Source organism: Tabrizicola soli (assembly GCF_015999335.1).
GTDB classification, from domain to species: Bacteria; Pseudomonadota; Alphaproteobacteria; order Rhodobacterales; family Rhodobacteraceae; genus Tabrizicola; species Tabrizicola soli.
In genome coordinates this window covers 83,848-101,466 of record NZ_JAEACP010000013.1, presented here as the reverse complement: position 1 = coordinate 101,466, position 17,619 = coordinate 83,848, and the positions used below count along the sequence as shown (strand labels likewise).

General features: G+C 67.4%; 19 protein-coding genes. 9 read left to right on the top strand and 10 right to left on the bottom strand.

What is annotated here, in order from left to right:
* Positions 1-36: 36 nt before the first annotated feature.
* On the bottom strand, positions 37-243 hold the full coding sequence (locus tag I7S92_RS13560) for a cold-shock protein (RefSeq protein WP_103258321.1): 207 nt from the start codon (positions 241-243) through the stop codon (positions 37-39).
* Positions 244-478: 235 nt separating this feature from the next.
* Between I7S92_RS13560 and parA the strand changes: the two genes are divergently transcribed.
* The gene (parA, locus tag I7S92_RS13555) at positions 479-1,099 is read left to right on the top strand and encodes a ParA family partition ATPase (protein ID WP_197645212.1); all 621 of its coding nucleotides are present in this window, start codon (positions 479-481) and stop codon (positions 1,097-1,099) included.
* A 183-nt stretch (positions 1,100-1,282) separates the two neighbouring features.
* Here the strand turns inward: parA and I7S92_RS13550 are convergent, their stop codons facing one another.
* The 4 genes from I7S92_RS13550 to I7S92_RS13535 all read right to left on the bottom strand — a co-directional run bounded on the left by I7S92_RS13550 (position 1,283) and on the right by I7S92_RS13535 (position 4,053).
* Positions 1,283-1,441 carry a DUF3309 family protein gene (locus tag I7S92_RS13550; protein WP_197645210.1) on the bottom strand — a complete coding sequence of 53 codons (159 nt, stop codon included), beginning with the start codon at positions 1,439-1,441 and terminating at the stop codon, positions 1,283-1,285.
* 99 nt (positions 1,442-1,540) lie between these two features.
* A complete protein-coding gene (locus I7S92_RS13545; protein ID WP_197645208.1) occupies positions 1,541-1,849 on the bottom strand; it encodes a hypothetical protein in 309 nt (102 codons plus the stop codon).
* Positions 1,846-3,501 carry an energy-dependent translational throttle protein EttA gene (gene ettA, locus I7S92_RS13540; RefSeq protein ID WP_197645206.1) on the bottom strand — a complete coding sequence of 552 codons (1,656 nt, stop codon included), beginning with the start codon at positions 3,499-3,501 and terminating at the stop codon, positions 1,846-1,848. Before ettA ends, I7S92_RS13545 begins: the two co-directional genes overlap by 4 nt.
* Before the next feature lie 84 nt (positions 3,502-3,585).
* Positions 3,586-4,053 (bottom strand): GNAT family N-acetyltransferase, encoded by a 468-nt coding sequence (locus I7S92_RS13535; protein WP_197645204.1) that lies wholly within the window; start codon positions 4,051-4,053, stop codon positions 3,586-3,588.
* Positions 4,054-4,170: 117 nt separating this feature from the next.
* Here I7S92_RS13535 and I7S92_RS13530 point away from each other — a divergent pair, with 117 nt between their 5' ends.
* The 4 genes from I7S92_RS13530 (at position 4,171) to I7S92_RS13515 (ending at position 8,475) form a co-directional block, all read left to right on the top strand.
* A complete protein-coding gene (locus I7S92_RS13530) occupies positions 4,171-4,773 on the top strand; it encodes a nicotinate-nucleotide adenylyltransferase (protein WP_197645202.1) in 603 nt (200 codons plus the stop codon).
* Positions 4,774-4,847: 74 nt separating this feature from the next.
* On the top strand, positions 4,848-6,308 hold the full coding sequence (gene dacB / locus I7S92_RS13525; protein WP_354001333.1) for a D-alanyl-D-alanine carboxypeptidase/D-alanyl-D-alanine endopeptidase: 1,461 nt from the start codon (positions 4,848-4,850) through the stop codon (positions 6,306-6,308).
* 222 nt (positions 6,309-6,530) lie between these two features.
* Positions 6,531-7,769 (top strand): hypothetical protein, encoded by a 1,239-nt coding sequence (locus I7S92_RS13520; RefSeq protein ID WP_197645200.1) that lies wholly within the window; start codon positions 6,531-6,533, stop codon positions 7,767-7,769.
* A 52-nt stretch (positions 7,770-7,821) separates the two neighbouring features.
* On the top strand, positions 7,822-8,475 hold the full coding sequence (locus tag I7S92_RS13515) for an Lcl domain-containing protein (protein ID WP_197645198.1): 654 nt from the start codon (positions 7,822-7,824) through the stop codon (positions 8,473-8,475).
* Positions 8,476-8,508: 33 nt separating this feature from the next.
* Here I7S92_RS13515 and I7S92_RS13510 read toward each other — a convergent pair whose 3' ends face one another.
* Positions 8,509-8,928: a tellurite resistance TerB family protein gene (locus I7S92_RS13510; protein WP_197645196.1), complete on the bottom strand. Its 420-nt coding sequence runs from the start codon at positions 8,926-8,928 to the stop codon at positions 8,509-8,511.
* A gap of 102 nt (positions 8,929-9,030) precedes the next feature.
* Here I7S92_RS13510 and I7S92_RS13505 point away from each other — a divergent pair, with 102 nt between their 5' ends.
* Positions 9,031-10,608: a lysine--tRNA ligase gene (locus I7S92_RS13505; RefSeq protein WP_197645194.1), complete on the top strand. Its 1,578-nt coding sequence runs from the start codon at positions 9,031-9,033 to the stop codon at positions 10,606-10,608.
* Between the two features lie 135 nt (positions 10,609-10,743).
* The gene (pth, locus tag I7S92_RS13500) at positions 10,744-11,418 is read left to right on the top strand and encodes an aminoacyl-tRNA hydrolase (protein ID WP_197645192.1); all 675 of its coding nucleotides are present in this window, start codon (positions 10,744-10,746) and stop codon (positions 11,416-11,418) included.
* An 87-nt stretch (positions 11,419-11,505) separates the two neighbouring features.
* On the opposite strand, the gene I7S92_RS13495 is transcribed toward pth, so the two are convergent.
* Positions 11,506-12,504: a YcjF family protein gene (locus I7S92_RS13495; protein WP_197645190.1), complete on the bottom strand. Its 999-nt coding sequence runs from the start codon at positions 12,502-12,504 to the stop codon at positions 11,506-11,508.
* A complete protein-coding gene (locus I7S92_RS13490; RefSeq protein WP_197645188.1) occupies positions 12,501-13,916 on the bottom strand; it encodes a YcjX family GTP-binding protein in 1,416 nt (471 codons plus the stop codon). The genes I7S92_RS13495 and I7S92_RS13490 overlap by 4 nt, the downstream gene beginning before the upstream one ends.
* Positions 13,917-14,059: 143 nt before the next feature.
* Between I7S92_RS13490 and truA the strand changes: the two genes are divergently transcribed.
* Complete coding sequence (gene truA / locus I7S92_RS13485) at positions 14,060-14,845, top strand: tRNA pseudouridine(38-40) synthase TruA (RefSeq protein WP_197645186.1); 786 nt, start codon at positions 14,060-14,062, stop codon at positions 14,843-14,845.
* A 58-nt stretch (positions 14,846-14,903) separates the two neighbouring features.
* Here the strand turns inward: truA and I7S92_RS13480 are convergent, their stop codons facing one another.
* Positions 14,904-15,284 (bottom strand): response regulator transcription factor, encoded by a 381-nt coding sequence (locus I7S92_RS13480; RefSeq protein WP_197645184.1) that lies wholly within the window; start codon positions 15,282-15,284, stop codon positions 14,904-14,906.
* A gap of 78 nt (positions 15,285-15,362) precedes the next feature.
* Here I7S92_RS13480 and I7S92_RS13475 point away from each other — a divergent pair, with 78 nt between their 5' ends.
* Positions 15,363-15,635: a hypothetical protein gene (locus I7S92_RS13475; protein ID WP_197645182.1), complete on the top strand. Its 273-nt coding sequence runs from the start codon at positions 15,363-15,365 to the stop codon at positions 15,633-15,635.
* Positions 15,636-15,753: 118 nt separating this feature from the next.
* Here I7S92_RS13475 and I7S92_RS13470 read toward each other — a convergent pair whose 3' ends face one another.
* Entirely contained in the window at positions 15,754-17,538 is a 1,785-nt protein-coding gene (locus I7S92_RS13470) for an MFS transporter (RefSeq protein WP_197645180.1), read from the bottom strand.
* Positions 17,539-17,619 lie beyond the last annotated feature (81 nt).

Genomic DNA, 17,619 nt, shown 5'->3' with positions numbered 1-17,619 from the left:
GCCGGGGGCGGCGGACCGCCCCCGGCCGGGAAATGCTCAGGCGAGCGCGAGGTTGGTGGCGGATTCGCGCCCGTCGCGGCCGGCTTCGATGTCGAAGGTGACCGGCTGGCCGTCCTTCAGGCTGCGCAGGCCCGCACGCTCCAGCGCGGTGATGTGGACGAACACGTCCTTCTTGCCGCCTTCCGGGGCGATGAAGCCGTAGCCTTTGGTCTCATTGAACCATTTCACGGTGCCCTTGGCCATCGTGAAGTCTCCTGTCGTTGTGCCGCCCGCGGAAGTGCGGCGGCCCGGCCCCGTCAGCTTTAGGTCGATTGCTGTGGCCGAAAGTCGGAGACAGTGGTCGAGAAGATAACGTCGCTTTTTGCAGGATCGCACAAAAGCTGCGGGAATCCAAGCCTTGCCGGCGCGGGGGGTTACAGGGGCCTGTGCCGGGCCCGGATTTGCGCTATGCTGCGCTGCGGCAAGAGGGGGATTCGCGATGGGCAAGGTCGTGACCGTGGCGCAGCAGAAGGGGGGCAGCGGCAAGACGACGCTGGCCGTCAACCTGGCGGTCGAGTTCCGGCGCCGGGGGCTGCGGGTGGCGCTGCTGGACACCGATCCCCAGGGCAGTCTTGGCCGCTGGTTCATGGCGCGGCGCGAGAGGCTGGGCGAGGCGGGGATGGACTTCTCGACCGCCTCGGCCTGGGGCGTGGGCTATGAATGCGAGAAGCTGCGCAAGCAGGCCGATGTGGTGATCGTGGACACGCCGCCCAAGGTGGACGCCGACCTGCGCCCGGCGCTGCGCGAGGCGGACCTGGTGCTGGTGCCGGTCGCGGCCTCGATGGTGGATCTCTGGGCGACGGACGGGGTCTTCGACCTGATCGGCCGCGAGGGGCGGCGGGCGGTGATCGTGCTGAACCGGGTCAAGGCGGGAACGCGGCTGGGCGACGAGGTCGCGACCGCGGCGGCCGAGGTCGGCGGCGTGGCAGGGGCGAGCCTTGGCCAGCGCGTCGTCTATGCCGAGACGCTGGGCCAGGGGCTGGGGGCCTGCGAGGTCCGCGGCCTGGCCGCAGGCGAGGTCGGCAAGCTGGCCGACGAGGTGCTGGGGTTGCTGGAGTAGCCCCGGGCAGCGGCGTGCCGCCCAGGGCAGGGCGTCAGAAGACGTCGAGCAGGTAGAGGATGATGATGATCGGGATCGGGATGCCGATCAGCCAGGCAAGTGCGCCTTTCATTGGGTGACTCCTTCGCTTGGTGGGAGGTGCGGGACGCGCGGGGAGGTGGGCGGATTGCCCACCCTACGGGCCTAGATGCGCCCCATCAGGACAAGGATCAGAAGGACCACGACGATCAGCCCGACCACGCCCGAGGGCCCGTAGCCCCAGGAGCTGGAATAGCCCCAGGTCGGCAGCGCGCCGATCAGGATCAGGATCAGGATGATGAGGAGGATCGTGCCAAGGGTCATGGGAAGCGCCTTTCGTGAAAGGGGCCGGAATGGCTCCGCTGGCAAGGAAACGCGAGCGGTGGCTTGCGGTTCCGGGAAGGCGCCGGGGTGACGGGAAGGCTAGGGCCGCGCGAACTCGGGCCTCGGGGCCGCGAGCGAGCCGGGGCCGCAGGGGTGCCACTCCATCTCGAACCCGGCCTGGCCTTCCTTTCCAAGGCAATAGCCGCGCTGGAACAGGAGGAAGCCGACGTAATCGCGCGCGCCGCAGGCCATCCAGGTTTCGCTGTCGTCGCCCGATCCGCCACGGCAGCGGGCGTTGAGCGTGGCCACGTCCTGAAGCAGGCCGATCGTTTCGGCATCTTGCGCGGCCACAGGCGAGGCCGCGCCCAGAACAAGCGCGGCCACCCGAATGATCGCGGTCGCCGTCACCGGGCGAACCGCTTGTACTTCACCCGCTTCGGCTCCAGCGCGTCGGGGCCGAGGCGGCGGACCTTGTCCTGTTCATAGGCCTCGAAGTTGCCCTCGAACCATTCGACATGGGCGTCGCCCTCGAAGGCGAGGATATGGGTGCAGAGCCGGTCGAGGAAGAAGCGGTCGTGGCTGATGATGATCGCGCAGCCGGCGAAATCCTCGATGGCGGCTTCCAGGGCTTGCAGCGTCTCCACGTCGAGGTCGTTGGTCGGCTCGTCGAGGAGCAGCACGTTGCCGCCCGATTTCAGCAGCTTCGCCATGTGGACGCGGTTGCGCTCGCCCCCCGACAGGAGCCCGACCTTCTTCTGCTGGTCGGTGCCCTTGAAGTTGAAGGCCCCGGTATAGACGCGGCTGTTCATCTGCATGTCGCCCAGATGGATCACCTCGGCCCCGCCGGAGATTTCCTCCCAGACGTTCTTGTTCGGGTCCAAAGCGTCGCGCGACTGGTCGACATAGGCCAGCTTCACCGTCTCGCCCAGCTTGATCGTGCCCTCATCCGGCGGCTCCTGCCCGGTGATCATGCGGAAGAGGGTGGACTTGCCCGCCCCGTTCGGGCCGATCACGCCGACGATGGCGCCCGGCGGGACGGTGAAGGACAGGTCCTCGATCAGAAGCTTGTCGCCCATATGCTTCTTCAGGCCTTCGACCTCGATCACCTTGTTGCCCAGACGCTCGCCGTTCGGGATGATGATCTGCGCGGTGGTGGCGCGTTCGGTGACGGTCTGGCTCGCCATCTCGTTGTAGCGGGTGAGGCGCGCCTTGCCCTTGGCCTGGCGCGCCTTGGCGCCGGAGCGGATCCACTCCAACTCCTTTTCCAGCGCCTTCTGCTTGGACTTGTCCTCGCGCGCTTCCTGCGCCATGCGCTTGGCCTTCTGGTCGAGCCAGGCGGAATAGTTGCCCTCGTAGGGAATGCCGCGGCCGCGGTCCAACTCCAGGATCCAGCCGGTGATGTCGTCGAGGAAATAGCGGTCGTGGGTGACGATCAGGATCGTGCCCTTGTAGTCGATCAGGTGCTTTTGCAGCCAGGCGATGGACTCGGCGTCGAGGTGGTTGGTCGGCTCGTCCAGCAGCAGCATGTCGGGCTTTTCGAGCAGCAGCTTGCAGAGCGCCACGCGGCGGCGTTCCCCGCCCGAAAGCGTGGTCACGTCGGCATCGTCGGGCGGGCAGCGCAGCGCATCCATCGCGACGCCGACGGTGGCTTCCAACTCCCACAGGTTGCCCGCGTCGATCTGGTCCTGCAGGGCAGCCATCTCGTCCGCCGTCTCGTCCGAGTAGTTCATCGCCAGTTCATTGTAGCGGTCGAGGATCGCCTGCTGCTCGGCGACGCCCAGCATGACGTTTTCCTTCGCCGTCAGCTTGGGGTCCAGATAGGGCTCCTGCGCCAGATAGCCGACCTTGGCCCCTTTGGCCGCCCAGGCCTCGCCTTTGAAGTCCTTGTCCATCCCGGCCATGATCTTCAGCAGCGTGGATTTCCCCGCGCCGTTGACGCCGACGACGCCGATCTTCACGCCGGGCAGGAAGTTCAGGTGAATGTTCTCGAAGCAGGTCTTGCCGCCGGGGTAGGTCTTGGAGACGTTCTCCATGTGATAGACGTATTGATAGCTGGCCATGGGTCGGGCTCCATAAGGGCATTCGGGGGGTTGGCGCCTATGTAGCGACGAAGGCGCTGGGCTGCAACGGCTGGACGGCTGGGGTCAGAGCTCCTTGGCGAACCAGGCCTGGGCATGGGGATTGTCGTTGTAGCTCGGGATTTCGCTCCAGCCCAGGCTGCGGTACAGGGCCAGCGCCTCGGTCAGGCTGGCATTGGTGTCAAGGCGAAGACGGGCAAGGCCCATGGCGCGGGCCTGGTCCTCGACGGCGGCCATCAGGCGGCGGGCAATGCCCTGACCCCGGGCCGCGGGCGCGATCCAGAGGCGCTTGACTTCGGCATCGGGGATGGAAAGCGCGACGCAGCCGATGGGGCGGCCGTCGCGGCTGGCGGTCAGGAAGGCGCCGAGCGGCGTGCGGTAACGGGCGGGATCGGCGGGCGGGCCGGGGTCGAAGCCGCCGGGGAAGCGGCGGTCGAGCTCGCGGAAATAGGCGGAGAGGCAGTGCTGTGCCGCGGGCCCGGCGGGATCGGCCAGGGTGATCGTGACCTCGGCGGAGGGCGGCGGGCGAGACATCTGGATTCCGCGGGGGAGTAGGGTGGGCAATATTGCCCACCCTACGCGGGGGCATCGCGCCATTGTCAAGCCCGGGGCTTTGCGGTCAAGTGGCGGCCGAGGGACAGGGATGGTCTTATGCGGCAAGGGTTTCCGGTGGCGCGCCGGGGAATGGTGATCGGGCTTCTGGGCGGATCATTCGATCCGGCGCATGAGGGGCATGTCCATATCACCCGCGAGGCCCTGAAGCGGATGGCCCTCGACCAGATCTGGTGGCTGGTCACGCCCGGCAACCCGCTGAAGGCGCGCCAGCCCGCGCCGCTGGCCGACCGGCTGGCCCGGGCGCGGGCGCTGATGCGGCATCCCAGGGTGAAGATCACCGCGCTGGAGGCAGGGCTTGGCACCCGGACCACGGCCGACACGCTGGACCGGCTGCGCGCGCTTTATCCCGGCGTCACCTTCGTCTGGCTGATGGGGGCGGACAACCTGGTGCAGTTCCACCGCTGGGACCGCTGGCGCGACATCCTGCGCTCGGTCCCGGTGGGGGTGCTGGCGCGGCCGGGCTCGGGCGTCGCCGCGCGGCTGAGCGTGGCGGCCCGCGCCTTCCGGGTACACCGCACGCAGCGGGGCGAGACGCTGCGGGGCCGCAAGCCCCCGGTCTGGGCCTTCGTGAACCTGCCGATGAACGACGCCTCCTCGACCGAGATCCGGGCCAGGGGCGGCTGGGGACGCGGCGGATAGGGCGGTCCGACGCTCGGCACTGGTGGAATCGCCCGGCGAGGGGGTATCACCGGGGAAAGCTGGAGGGCGATGGCGTGATCACGCGGCGGATGGTTCTGGGCGGGTTCCTGGCGGGGGTGGCCCTGCCTGCGCTGGGCGAGGGGCTGACCAGCTCTCCGCGTCCGGTTCCGCGCGGCGGGCATCCGGCGCCGGTCCCGCTGGGGGATGCCTCGGCGCTGGTCGCGGCGGCCAAGCTTGGCGGCGAGGTCGCCTGGGTGGTGGCCGATGCCAGGACCGGCGCGGTGCTCGAGTCGCGGCAGCCCGACCTGCCGCTGCCGCCCGCCAGCGTCGCCAAGGCGGTGACCGCGCTTTACGCGCTGGACCGGCTGGGGAAGGACCACCGCTTCGCCACGCGGGTGCTGGCGACGGGGCCGGTCACGGGCGGGATGGTCCAGGGCGATCTGGTGCTGGCGGGGGGCGGCGATCCGACGCTGCAGACCGACCAGCTGGGCGACCTGGTGGCGCGGCTGGCGGCCTCGGGGCTGAAAGGGGCGACGGGGCGGTTCCTCTGGTGGGAGGGCGCGCTGCCCGGGGTCGAGGGGATCGCGGCGGACCAGCCCGAGCATGTCGGCTACAACGCCGCGGTCTCGGGGCTGTGCCTGAACTTCAACCGGGTGCATTTCGAGTGGAAGCGGGCCGGCGGCGACTGGCAGGTCGCGGTCGACGCGCGGGGCGAGCGGTTCCGGCCCGAGGTCGGCATGGTCCGCGTCGGCATCCGTTCGCGCGAGGCGCCCTTGTTCACCTATGACCGGGGGCAGGTCGAGGAATGGACCGTGGCCTCCGGCGCGCTGGGCAAGGGGGGGAGCCGCTGGCTGCCGGTGCGCGAGCCGGGCCGCTACGTGGCCGAGGTGTTCCGCACGCTGGCCCGAGCGCAGGGGATCCGGCTGGAGCCGGGCGAGCGGGTCGGGATGCTGCCGCCGGGGCAGGAGATCGGCCGGGTGGAAAGCGCGCCCCTGCCCGAGGTCCTCCGCGAGATGCTGCGCTATTCGACCAACCTGACGGCGGAATGCGTGGGGCTGACCGCCTCGGGGGTGCGGGACCTGGAGGGGTCGGCGCGGGCGATGTCGGATTGGGTTCGGGCGAGTTTCGGGGTGGAGTTCGACCTGCGCGACCACTCGGGCCTCGGCGGGACCAGCCGGGTGACGGCGGGCGGGATGGCGCGGGTGCTGGTCCAGGCGGAGCGGGAAGGGCGGGGGCTGAAGCCGATCCTGCGCGACGTGGGGATGAAGGACGACCAGGGGAAGCTGATCGAGAAGCACCCGGTGAAGGTGCTGGCGAAGTCGGGGACGCTGAACTTCGTCTCGGGGCTGGCCGGGCATGTGGTGCCGCCCCTGGGCAGGGAACTGGTCTTCGCGATCTTCTCGGGCGACCCGGCGCGGCGGGATGCGGTGCCGGTCTCGCTGCGGGAGGAGCCGGAGGGAGGCAAGTCCTGGACCCGCCGGGCGCGGCGGCTGCAGGGGCAGCTGATCAGCCGCTGGGCGGGGGCCTATGGGTGAGGCCGGGGGCCGCAAGGGAGTCCGCAGGAGCGCCACGCGTGGCGCGATTTCAAGGGATTGATTTTATTGGGGGATTTTTGTGGGCGTTAGGGGTTTGTTTAGCTTTTCCGAACTCCTCCGTAGTAAAGCGGCCCATGCGCCCAGAGTTCACGCAAAAAGCCGGATGACATGACAGTTCCCACCGATCATAGTGTCTTCAGACACTCCTAGCAGGGTGATTCCATGAAGCTCCACATCTCATTGTCTGGTGTTTTCGCTTCGATTGTTCTCGGCACCTTCGCGCTAATATTTCCCGCTGAAGTTCTGGCCCAGAACTGCCCAACGGCGCAGGAAATTCGACAGAGCCTGAAGACTACCTATGTTGATGGAATTTTGGTTATCGGCGAGGCAAGTCCGAACGCAAAAGTCTTCATGCGTCTAGCCGCCTTCGCGGCATCCCCGTCTATGGTTGATGAGCCCCGTCTAAGTAACCACGTGAGTTACACGAAGGCCTTGGCGTTAGATATTCTGCGACCGAGAACAAGCGCTTTTGAGTACTTCTTTTCCTCTAAGGGCTTTGATGGAGCCACGCAGGAGGAAGTGGAGGCAAGCGAAAAGACGTTCTTGAACGTCTGCTCGGCTGCAATGCTCGAACTGGCCCCGAAAGCGCCTTTCCGGATCATGATTGCAGATCAGGCTCCACTTGGTCTTTACGACGAGAAACGAGGGGCTCTCACCATTCCGCGTGGCCCGAACTATCTTGCTCCAACCCATTACACTGATTTTCTGCATCCCAAATCGGACGAACCTTTAAGGAAAACGGACAGGTATTGGTCTATGTCTCGCTCCGAGGCTGATGCACTTTACGCGAGACTGAAAGCGCGTTCATCAAGCCCGGCGGAGGCAAGAACGTTGCAGGCCGTTGCTGTGGTCGACGTTCTGAAGATCGACCCAGAGTTTCGCACAGCCTCGCTCAAATTCGTGGAGTTCGCACTATATAACCACGACTTTTCTGAAAAGATTTATGACTACGGTGCCGTTCCGGCCGCGCGCGGGGATGCGAAGAAGCCATTGGCGGATACCGAATCCAAAGCCGTGCCGCTGCCGGAAGGGCGCTTTGCTACTGGCCCGGAAGCCGAGGCGAGGGCGCTGCAGCTTTGCATGGGAAGCACCCGGACAGCAACGAGGCTCAAATGCGACTGCGTTGCTCGCAAAGTCGCCGCGGCATGGGAAAATAATCGCGAGAAACACATCTACACTTTGCTAAACGATGCTGTCATTGCTGGCGAGTATGAGTGTGAGAATCCGGATGCAATGTATGAGTCCTATGTTGACAACTGCAAACGAATGTATGCCTCGCAGGAGTTTGTAGCGCGATTGGGCGAAGAGAAGGCATGCAAATGCATCGCTGAGAGGTCTATGGAGCTTGATCCTGTCAATGCACTAGCTTTCTGCATGCTGGTTGAGGATTATCCGCCTTGATCTACGCGTTTTCGGAAAGGTCAAATTGGAGCACAATAGAAGGAGGCGAGAAATGGCGTCTATTGCCCGCTACAACAATTCGGTGTCGGTTTGCGTCGCTTGTTTGGCTGTTGGATCGATCGCATTCCTCCACTTCTCTCAGATTGCACAAGCGGAGAATGCGAACGCAGCCTGTAGCGCTGTCGGCGACGTCTGTCCAGATGGTTCCATCTTTGTCGGTGCATCACCAGGCGATGGGCGTCCGATGTACCTTGCTGCAAGTGATGGAGAAGGATACGATACAAGCATGGGATCGACATGGGGGCCTAGGGACTACAGCGCGCCCATTCCTCTTTGCGAGGATGAGAAAGCAACAGGTGAAAGCTGTGCAAATGGGAAATCCAACGTTGGTCTGTTTCTAGACCTGAATGCAAAGCTGCGGGAGAATAATGGAGGCTACGATGAGTATCAAGCCGCCATGCACTGCGAGCAGTTAATTGCACATGATCATGACGATTGGTATCTTCCTGCAAGAGACGAACTATATGCCGTCTTCAAGATAGCGGGCCTTGCTGAACGCGCTGACATGATTGGATCCTATTTCTGGACATCGTCGCTCATGTCGCCAGCCCACCGTTGGGCAGTGCACTTCGACGAAGCTGCGGGAGATATTCTTAGCGCCTATGCCGCCGGGGACATGCGCGTCAGGTGTGTTCGTACTGACTGAGGTCGGATGGAAATGGGGTAGCTTTGATCGCCCTCACACCACCATATGCCGCACCCGCGCGCCCCACTCGATGGCCGCCGCGTGCAACCGGTCGATCTTCAGCTCCTCCCGGACCTCCTCCAGCATGCGGAGCTCGACCTGGGAGTGCCTCCCGTCGGCGGTGACCACGTCGCAGGCGAGCGCATAGGCGGTCTCGTAGAGGCGCTCGGGCAGGGCCTCGCGGATCAGGCCGAAGAGGGCGTCGAGGCCGTCTTCCTCTTCGAACAGGTCGAAGACGACGCGGCTGACGCGGCGGATGCGGTCGGGGTCGTAGGTGGCGAAGGCGGGCATGTGGTTGACCATGCGGGTGATCGCCACCAGCTCGGCCGTGCGCATGTTCTGGTCCGAGGCCGAGCAGGCCACCATGACGGCCACGAGGGCATCCTGCGGGGACATGGGGGAAGTGTCGGACATCGGCGGCTCCTGTCTGCGTTGCCGGCAGATTATTGACGCGGGGCGGGGTGGGCAATAGAGGACGGGCGGTCGGGGATGGCCCGGCGTTTCAGGAGAATGGACATGAGCTCCCTGCGCGATGCGGCGATGAATTCGAAGGCCTGGCCCTTTGAAGAGGCCCGCGCGGTGCTGAAACGCTATGGCGGCAAGGACCCGGCCAAGGGCTATGTGCTGTTCGAGACGGGCTACGGGCCCTCGGGCCTGCCGCATATCGGCACCTTCGGGGAAGTGGCGCGGACGACGATGATCCGGCGGGCCTTCGAGATCATCAGCGACATTCCGACGCGGCTGATCTGCTTTTCCGACGACGTGGACGGGATGCGGAAGGTGCCGGAGAACGTGCCGCAGCAGGAGATGCTGCGCCAGCACATGCAGAAGCCGCTGACCTCGGTCCCCGATCCCTATGGCGAGTTCGAGAGCTTCGGCCACCACAACAATGCGATGCTGCGGCGGTTCCTGGACACGTTCGGCTTCGAGTACGAGTTCATCAGCGCGACCGAGTTCTACAAGAGCGGCCGGTTCGACGACACGCTGCGGCTGGCGGCGGAGCGCTATGACGCGATCATGGGAATCATGCTGGCCAGCTTGCGCGAGGAGCGGCAGCAGACTTACTCGTGCTTCCTGCCGATCCATCCGGAGACGGGGCGGGTGCTCTATGTGCCGATGAAGGAGGTGAACGCCAGGGACGCGACGATCACCTTCGACGACGAGCAGGGCCGCGAGTGGACGCTGCCGGTCACGGGCGGCCATGTGAAGCTGCAGTGGAAGCCGGATTTCGGGGCGCGCTGGGCGGCGCTGGACGTGGACTTCGAGATGTACGGGAAGGATCACTCGACCAATACGCCGATCTATGACGGGATCTGCGAGGTTCTGGGCGGGCGGAAGCCGAACCACTTCACCTATGAGCTGTTCCTGGACGACCAGGGGCAGAAGATCTCGAAGTCGAAGGGGAACGGGCTGACCATCGACGAATGGCTGACCTATGCGGCGACGGAGAGCCTTTCGTATTTCATGTACCAGAAGCCGAAGACGGCGAAGCGGATGCATTTCGACGTGATCCCGCGGGCGGTGGACGAGTATCACCAGCAGCTGCGTGCCTTCCCGGAGCAGGATGTGGCGGGGCAGGTGAACAACCCGGTCTGGCATATCCACAACGGCAAGCCGCCGGAGAGCCGGATGGTTGTCAGCTTCGGGATGCTGTTGAACCTGGCCTCGGTGGCCGGCGCCAAGGATGCGGGGGCGCTGTGGAAATTCATCCGTCGCTATGCCCCGGAGGCGAGCCCGGAGAAGAACCCGGACCTGGACGCGGCGGCGGGCTTCGCGGTGCGCTATTTCGCGGACCGGATCGCGCCGACGCGGGTGTTCCGGCTGCCGGACGACCGCGAGCGGGCGGCGATGGAGGATCTGGTGGCGCGGCTGAAGGTCTGGGACGGGGGGCTGGACGACGAGGCCCTGCAGTCGATGGTCTTCGCCGTGGGCAAGGAGCACGGGTTCGAGCCGCTTAGGGACTGGTTCAAGGCGCTTTACGAGGTGCTGCTGGGGGCCTCGGACGGGCCGCGCTTCGGCGGGTTCGTAGCACTTTATGGCGTCGAGGAGAGCGTGGCGCTGATCGAGCGGGCGCTTTCGGGCGAACTGGCCTGACATCCCGCGCGACCCGGTTTCCGTTCGGAAACCGGGTCGAAATCCGTTCGGATTTCGGGCTCGCGCGGGTGGTGCGGTTGAGGCGACAGGGCCGCCGGTCTATACCGGGCGCCGGGCGATGGCGGAGGCGATCGGGTGAAGCTATTCGTGGGCCTCGGCAATCCGGGGGCGAAATATGCCGGGAACCGGCACAACATCGGCTTCATGGCGCTGGACCGGATCGCCGCCGACCATGGGTTCACGCCCTGGCGCAAGGCGTTCCAGGGGCTGGTCGCGGAGGGGCGGCTGGGTGGCGAGAAGGTCGCCCTCCTGAAGCCCGAGACCTTCATGAACCTGTCGGGCCAGTCGGTGCAGGCGGCGGTGGCCTTCTGGAAGCTGCCCCTGTCCGAGGTCACGGTGTTCCATGACGAGCTGGACCTGGCGCCCGGCAAGCTGCGGCTGAAGCAGGGCGGGGGACATGCCGGGCACAACGGGCTGCGCTCGATCCATGGTCATCTGGGCGAGGCCTACCAGCGGGTGCGGCTGGGGATCGGGCATCCGGGGCACAAGGATGCCGTGGCGGCCTATGTGCTGCATGATTTCGCCAAGGCGGATGCGGGCTGGCTGGAGGACCTTTTGCGCGGCATCTCGGACGGGGCCGAGGCGCTGGCCGCGGGCGACGGGCAGAGGTTCATGAATGCGGTCTCGCTGCGGACGGCGCCGCCCCGGTCCTCGACCACGAAGGAGAAGGGAGAGGCTCCCGCGCCGGCGGCTGCCCCGGTGGAGGATGCGCGCAGCCCGATGCAGAGGCTTCTGGACAAGTTCCGCTGAGCCTGGTCCGGCGGGCCGCTTGCCGCACCTCCTCGTGCGACTTCGTCTTCTCGTCGGAAGGTGCGCCGCCTGCGAGGAGTGACGACGTCAACGAGGAGCAGCCTCCCTGCCCGGCACCAGTCCCGTCAGGGCGCGGCGGACCAGCGACGACACCGCCGGCCGGTCGAGTGCGGCGAAGGGCAGGGGGCGGCAGAGCTCCATCGCGGCGAGGCCGACGCGGGCGGTGAGGGCGCCGTTCACCACGCCCTCGCCGAAGCGGCGCGAGAGTTTCGACAGCGCCCCGCCGCCCGCCACCGAGCCGATCATGTCGTCGGTCAGCGCCAGCGCCCCGGCGGCGAGGAGCGAGGCGAAGACGCGGCGCAGGAGGCGCAGGCTGCCGAGGCTGCCGGAGCGGCCGCCGTAGATCTCGGCGATGCGGCGGATCATCCGCAGGTTGGCGAAAAGCGCCATCGCCACGTCGGCGAGCGCGAGGGGGACGAGGGCAGTGACGGTGGCGACCTGGCGTGCTGCCGCCTCGATCACCAGCCGGGCCTCGGCGTCGAGGGTGGCCAGAAGCTCGCGTTCGGCCAGCGCGAGGAGGGCGTCGGCGTCCATCAGGTCCGGCGCGCGCTCGGCGAGGCGGGCGCGGCCCCAGGCGGTGTCGGGGCGGGTGGCGTAAAGCGCGCCCAGGGCGGAGAGCACGCGGCGCGCGGCCTTCACGTCGGCAGCGGCGCCTGCGGCCTCGGCCTGGGTGCGGAGCCCGTCGAGGCGTTTCAGCCGCAGGAAGGCGGCCCATTCCTTCGCGGCGAGGATCAGGGCGGCGGCGACGGCCAGCGCGGTGAGGACAAGGGCCGTCCAGCCCAGGATCAGGTTCCGCGCCAGCAGGCCGGTCACGAAGTCCCAGGCGGCGATGGAGAGCGCGAAGGAGAAGAGCGCGCCGAAGGCCCAGAGCGCGAAGCGCAGGGCGGGCGAGCCGCGACCTTGCGAGAGCCGGGCTACGGCCTGCATGGCCTGGCCCCCGGGCGCGGCGTCGGGCACCGGGGGGGCGGAGGAAGGATCGGCGGCCTCGTCCAGTTCCTGCAGGAAGGGCTTCGGCGGGCGGCTCACAGCTGGTCTCCGATCAGGAATTCCACCGCGCGGTCCAGGCGGATATGCGGCGGGCCCTCGCCGGGTTTCAGGGTCAGCCGGGCGGGGGCGAAGGACATCAGGTGATAGTCGGCGTCCAGCCAGGCCTCGGCCCCCTCGCGCGCGGGGGAGAGGAGGCGGGCGGGGTCGGAGGGCAGCGCGCCGGGGTACATCAGCGCGGGCCTGGCCGTGGCCAGAAGCGTGCCGCGCACGGCGGGGACGGTGGCGCCGTCGCGGGTGACCGTCTCCTCGACCGTGGCGCGGAGCGAGGCGAGCGACATCGCCTCGGTCCGGGCGCCGGAGAAATCGGCGCGCGACTTGGCCTCGGCCAGGAGGGCGGCGGTGATCGCGGTCAGGGCGGGGTGCTGTTCGTGGTGCAGGTGGTCGGCCTTGGTGGCGGCGAAGAGGATACGCTCCACCCGCCGGGCGCCGAGGAGGGAGGCGAGCCAGGAGTTGCGGCCGGGGCGGAAGGCGGAGAGGACGCCGGCCATGCTGCGGCGCAGGTCCTCGACCGCGCGCGGGCCCTGGTGGATCGCGCCGAGGACATCGACGAGGACGATCTGGCGGTCGACCTTGGCGAAATGGTCGCGGAAGAAGGGGCGGACGACCTTCGATTTATAGGCGTCGTAGCGCCGCTCCATCTCGCGCCAGAGGCTTGCGCGCGGGGTGAGGGCGGGTTTCGGCAAGGGGGCGAAGGTCAGGACCGGAGAGCCGGCAAGGTCGCCGGGCAGCAGGAAGCGACCGGGGGTGAGGTCGCTCTGGCCGGCGTCGCGGGCGGCGGCAAGGCAGGCGGTGAAGGCCTCGGCCGCCTCGCGGGCGCGGGTCTCGTCCAGGGGGAGCGCCCCGTCCTCGGCCCGGGCGAGGGCGAGGAAGGCGGCGGCCTCGGGGCGTCTTTCCAGCCGGGCGAGGGTGGATTCGGACCAGTCGCCGTAGCTCTGCTCGAGCAGGGCGAGGTCGAGGAGCCATTCGCCGGGATAGTCGACGATGTCGAGATGCAGCCTGTGGGGGCGGCGCCAGGAGGCGAGGAGGCCGGACGGCTGGACGCGGAAGGAGAGACGAAGCTCGGAGATCGCGCGGGTGGAGGCGGGCCAGCGCGGGTTGTCGCCGGTCAGGGCGGCGAGGTGGGTCTCGTAGTCGAAGCGGGGGAGGGTGAGATCGGGCTGGGGCTGCAGGTGGACGGCCTGGATCCGGCCCTGGGCCTGGGCCTTGAGTTGCGGCATCCGGCCCCGGTTCAGCAGGTTGGCGACCAGCGCGGTGATGAAGACGGTCTTGCCCGCGCGGGAGAGGCCGGTAACGCCGAGGCGGAGGGTGGTGTCGAGGAAGGTCCCGGACAGGGTGGAGCCTGCGCCCTCGATCCTGCGGGCGATGCCGTCGGTCAGTCCCGAAAATGCCAAGGCCCGCTCCCGCTGGTTCTCAAGGGGAAAGATAGGGGGCGGCGCGGCGGAATGGTAGGGGGCGGATAGGGTGGGCGGATCGCCCACCTTACGTTTGTGCCTTGCGGATTGAGCCGGGTGCTGCTCCGGTATAGGGAGGGGCCATGCCCCGCTATGCGCTTCAGATCGAGTATCACGGCGGCCCGTTTGCGGGCTGGCAGCGTCAGGCGGGCGGGCTGCCCTCGGTGCAGGCGGCCGTCGAGCGCGCCTTGGGCAGGCTGGAGCCGGGGCCGCATGTGATCGCCGCGGCGGGGCGGACCGATGCGGGGGTCCATGCCACGGCGCAGGTGGCGCATGTCGATCTGGCGCGGGGCTGGGATCCGTTCCGGCTGTCCGAGGCGCTGAACGCGCATCTGCGGCCCGATCCGGTGGCGATCACCGCCTGTGCCCGGGTGGAGGCGGACTTCCACGCCCGCTTTTCCGCGCTGGGGCGGTGCTATGCCTTCCGGCTGGTCGCCAGGCGCGCGCCGGTCACGCATGACCGGGGGCTGGTCTGGCAGGTGCTGAACCGGCTGGATCTGGCGGCGATGCGGGCCGGCGCGGCGGAGCTGGTCGGGCATCACGACTTCACCACCTTCCGCTCCACCCTCTGCCAGTCGAAAAGCCCGGTGAAGACGCTGGACCGGATCGAGATTTCGGAACTCGGCTATCCCGGCGGGATCGAATACCGCTTCGACCTGGCGGCGCGGTCCTTCCTGCACAACCAGGTCCGCTCGATCGTGGGCACGCTGGAGCGGGTGGGCGCGGGGTCCTGGGAGGCCGGAGACGTGCGCGCGGCGCTGGCGGCGCGGGACCGGGCGGCCTGCGGGCCGGTGGCGCCGCCGCAGGGGCTGTATCTGGTGGGGGTCGTCTATCCGGCCGATCCCTTCGCGGCACCGGCTCGTCGATGACTTCGTCACTCCTCGCGCGGGCTCTCCGACGAGGAGACGAAGTCGAACGAGGAGGGGCTCAGGGCGCGAGCAGGCGGCGGACTTCGGCGCGGAGGTCCTTCAGCTCGAAGGGTTTGGTGATGAAGCCGTCGGCCCCGAGCGCCAGGCCCTTGCGCCGTTCCACCGCCGAGCCGCGCGCGGTCATCATCAGCACCTTGATCCCCGACAGCGCGGGATCGGTGCGGATGCTTTCGCAGATCTCGTAGCCCGAGACCTCGGGCAGCATCACGTCGAGCAGGACGAGATTCGGCCGGGTGTCGCGGATCCGGGGCAGGGCCTCGGCGCCGCTGGCGACCCGGTCGTGGCGGTAGCCCTCGCGGGTGATGAGATATTCCAGCGCGGTGGCGATGTTGTCCTCGTCCTCGACCACGAGGATGCGGGCGGGATGCGGGATCGTCATGGGGCGCCGCCTTGCCGTGCCGGGGGGCTTGCGCGGCGGCGGGGGATCGGGGATGGATGCGCAAAGGGAGATGCCAGAATGGTCGAACTCATCCAGTCGCAGCTTGCCGATCCGTTCCGCATCGGTCTGATCGTGGCCCTGGTGGTCACGATGTACCGCACGCGGGCGGCGACCGGGACGCTCTTGCCGCTGGCGGCGGGGGTGGTCTTCGTGGCGGTGATCCTGCCCTCGACCGGAATCGGCGGCGGGGCCGACCTGACGCAGGCGGTGCTGGCGGGGATCCTGTCCAACCTGATCATCCTGGGCATCGTTCTGGCCCTCGCGGCTTTGGTGCGGCGGCTGCGGGGATAGTCCCTGCCTTCGGAAAAGCGCCGCGGGGCACGGCACTTGTCGGGAGGCATGCAACGGATGCGGGCGCTTCCGCCGCAGGGATCGGGCCGGGGCGGAGACCGCCCCGGCCCTTTCCGGATCAACGCCCGTCGTCGGCGAAGATGTCCTTCTTGTGGGTGCCGCCCGGCACGAAGAGCGCGCCGATCACCACCGTCATCAGGGCGATCACGATCGCATACCACAGGCCCGCGTAGATGTTGCCGGTCTGGGCCGAGATCGCGAAGGCGGTCGCGGGCAGGAGGCCGCCGAACCAGCCGTTGCCGATGTGATAGGGCAGCGACAGGCCGGAGTAGCGGATCCGGGTCGGGAACAGCTCGACCAGCATGGCCGCGATCGGGCCGTAGACCATCGTCACCAGGATGATCAGATAGGTCAGGATCGCGACGATCGTGAGCTTCTGTGCGGTGAAGATGTCCAGGAAGTGCTCGGCCTTGGCCAGCGAGGTGTTCTCGGACGGGTTGATCGGATAGCCGGCCGCGGTCAGGGCCGCGTTCAGCTCGGTGTCGAAACGCTTCTTCTCGTCCGCGGCATTCTCGGCCTTGCCGTCATAGCCCTGGATCACGGTCTCGCCGACCTTGACCGAGGCGATCGTGCCGGCAGGCGCGTCCTCGGTGTTCGAGTTGGCGGAACGCGCGGTCAGGCCGGCCTTCATGATGTCGCAGGAGTTGGTGAACTTCGCGGTGCCGACCGGGTTGAACTGGAACGAGCAGTCGGCCGGGTCGGCGGTCACGGTGATCGGGGTGTCCTGGGCGTGCGAGAGCACCGGGTTGGCGGTCTCGGTCAGGAACTTGAACACCGGGAAGTAGGTGACGGCGGCGATCAGGCAGCCGGCGAGGATGATCGGCTTGCGGCCGATGCGGTCCGAGAGCGCGCCGAAGAACAGGAAGCCGCCCGTTCCCAGCACCAGCGACCAGGCGACGAAGACGTTCGCCGAGAAGCTGTCGATCTTGACGATGTTCTGCATGAAGAACAGCGCGTAGAACTGGCCCGAGTACCAGACCACGGCCTGCCCGGCGGTCAGGCCCAGAAGCGCGATCAGGGCGATCTTGCCGTTCTTCCAGTTGCCGAAGGCCTCGCGCAGCGGCGCCTTGGACTGGGCGCCCTCTTCCTTCATTTTCTTGAAGGCGGGGGATTCGTTCATCTGCAGGCGGATATAAAGCGAGATCGCCAGCAGCAGGATCGAGCCGAGGAAGGGAATCCGCCAGCCCCAGGAGTTGAAGGCCTTCATCATCGCGGGCGTGCCGTCGGCGTTCATCACCGCGACTCCGGCAGCGTCAAGCACCGGCTGGTCGGGGTAGTTGCCGTTGACGTAGCCCTGCACCGAGATGATCACGATGAGCGACAGAAGCAGGCCCAGCGTGGCGGTGGTCTGGATGAAGGCGGTGAAATAGCCGCGCTGGTTGGCGGGGGCGTGTTCGGCCACATAGACCGCCGCACCGCCGTATTCCCCGCCGAGGGCGAGGCCCTGCAGCATCCGCAGCGTGATCAGGATGATCGGCGCGGCGACGCCCCAGGAGTAGTAGCTGGGCAGCATGCCGACGAAGAAGGTCGACAGGCCCATGATCATGATCGTCATCAGGAAGGTGTACTTCCGGCCGATCAGGTCGCCGAGCGAGCCGAACACCAGCGCGCCGAAGGGCCGCACGATGAATCCGGCGGCGAAGGCCAGGAGCGCAAAGACGTTGCGCGTGGCTTCCGGGAAGGGCGTGAAGAACTGGGCGCCGATCACGGCGGCCAGCGAGCCGTAGAGATAGAAGTCATACCATTCGAAGATGGTCCCGGCCGAGGAGGCGAGAATGACCTTCTTCTCCTCCCCGGTCATCGGGCGCGAGCGGTCGCGCACATTTGTGGTGGTCGTCGTCATGCATTACCTCCTTGTGGCCTGAACCGATGGTCCAGGCGATCCCTGTTGTCCTTGGCCATGTGCCCGCCCGTTTTGGCAGGC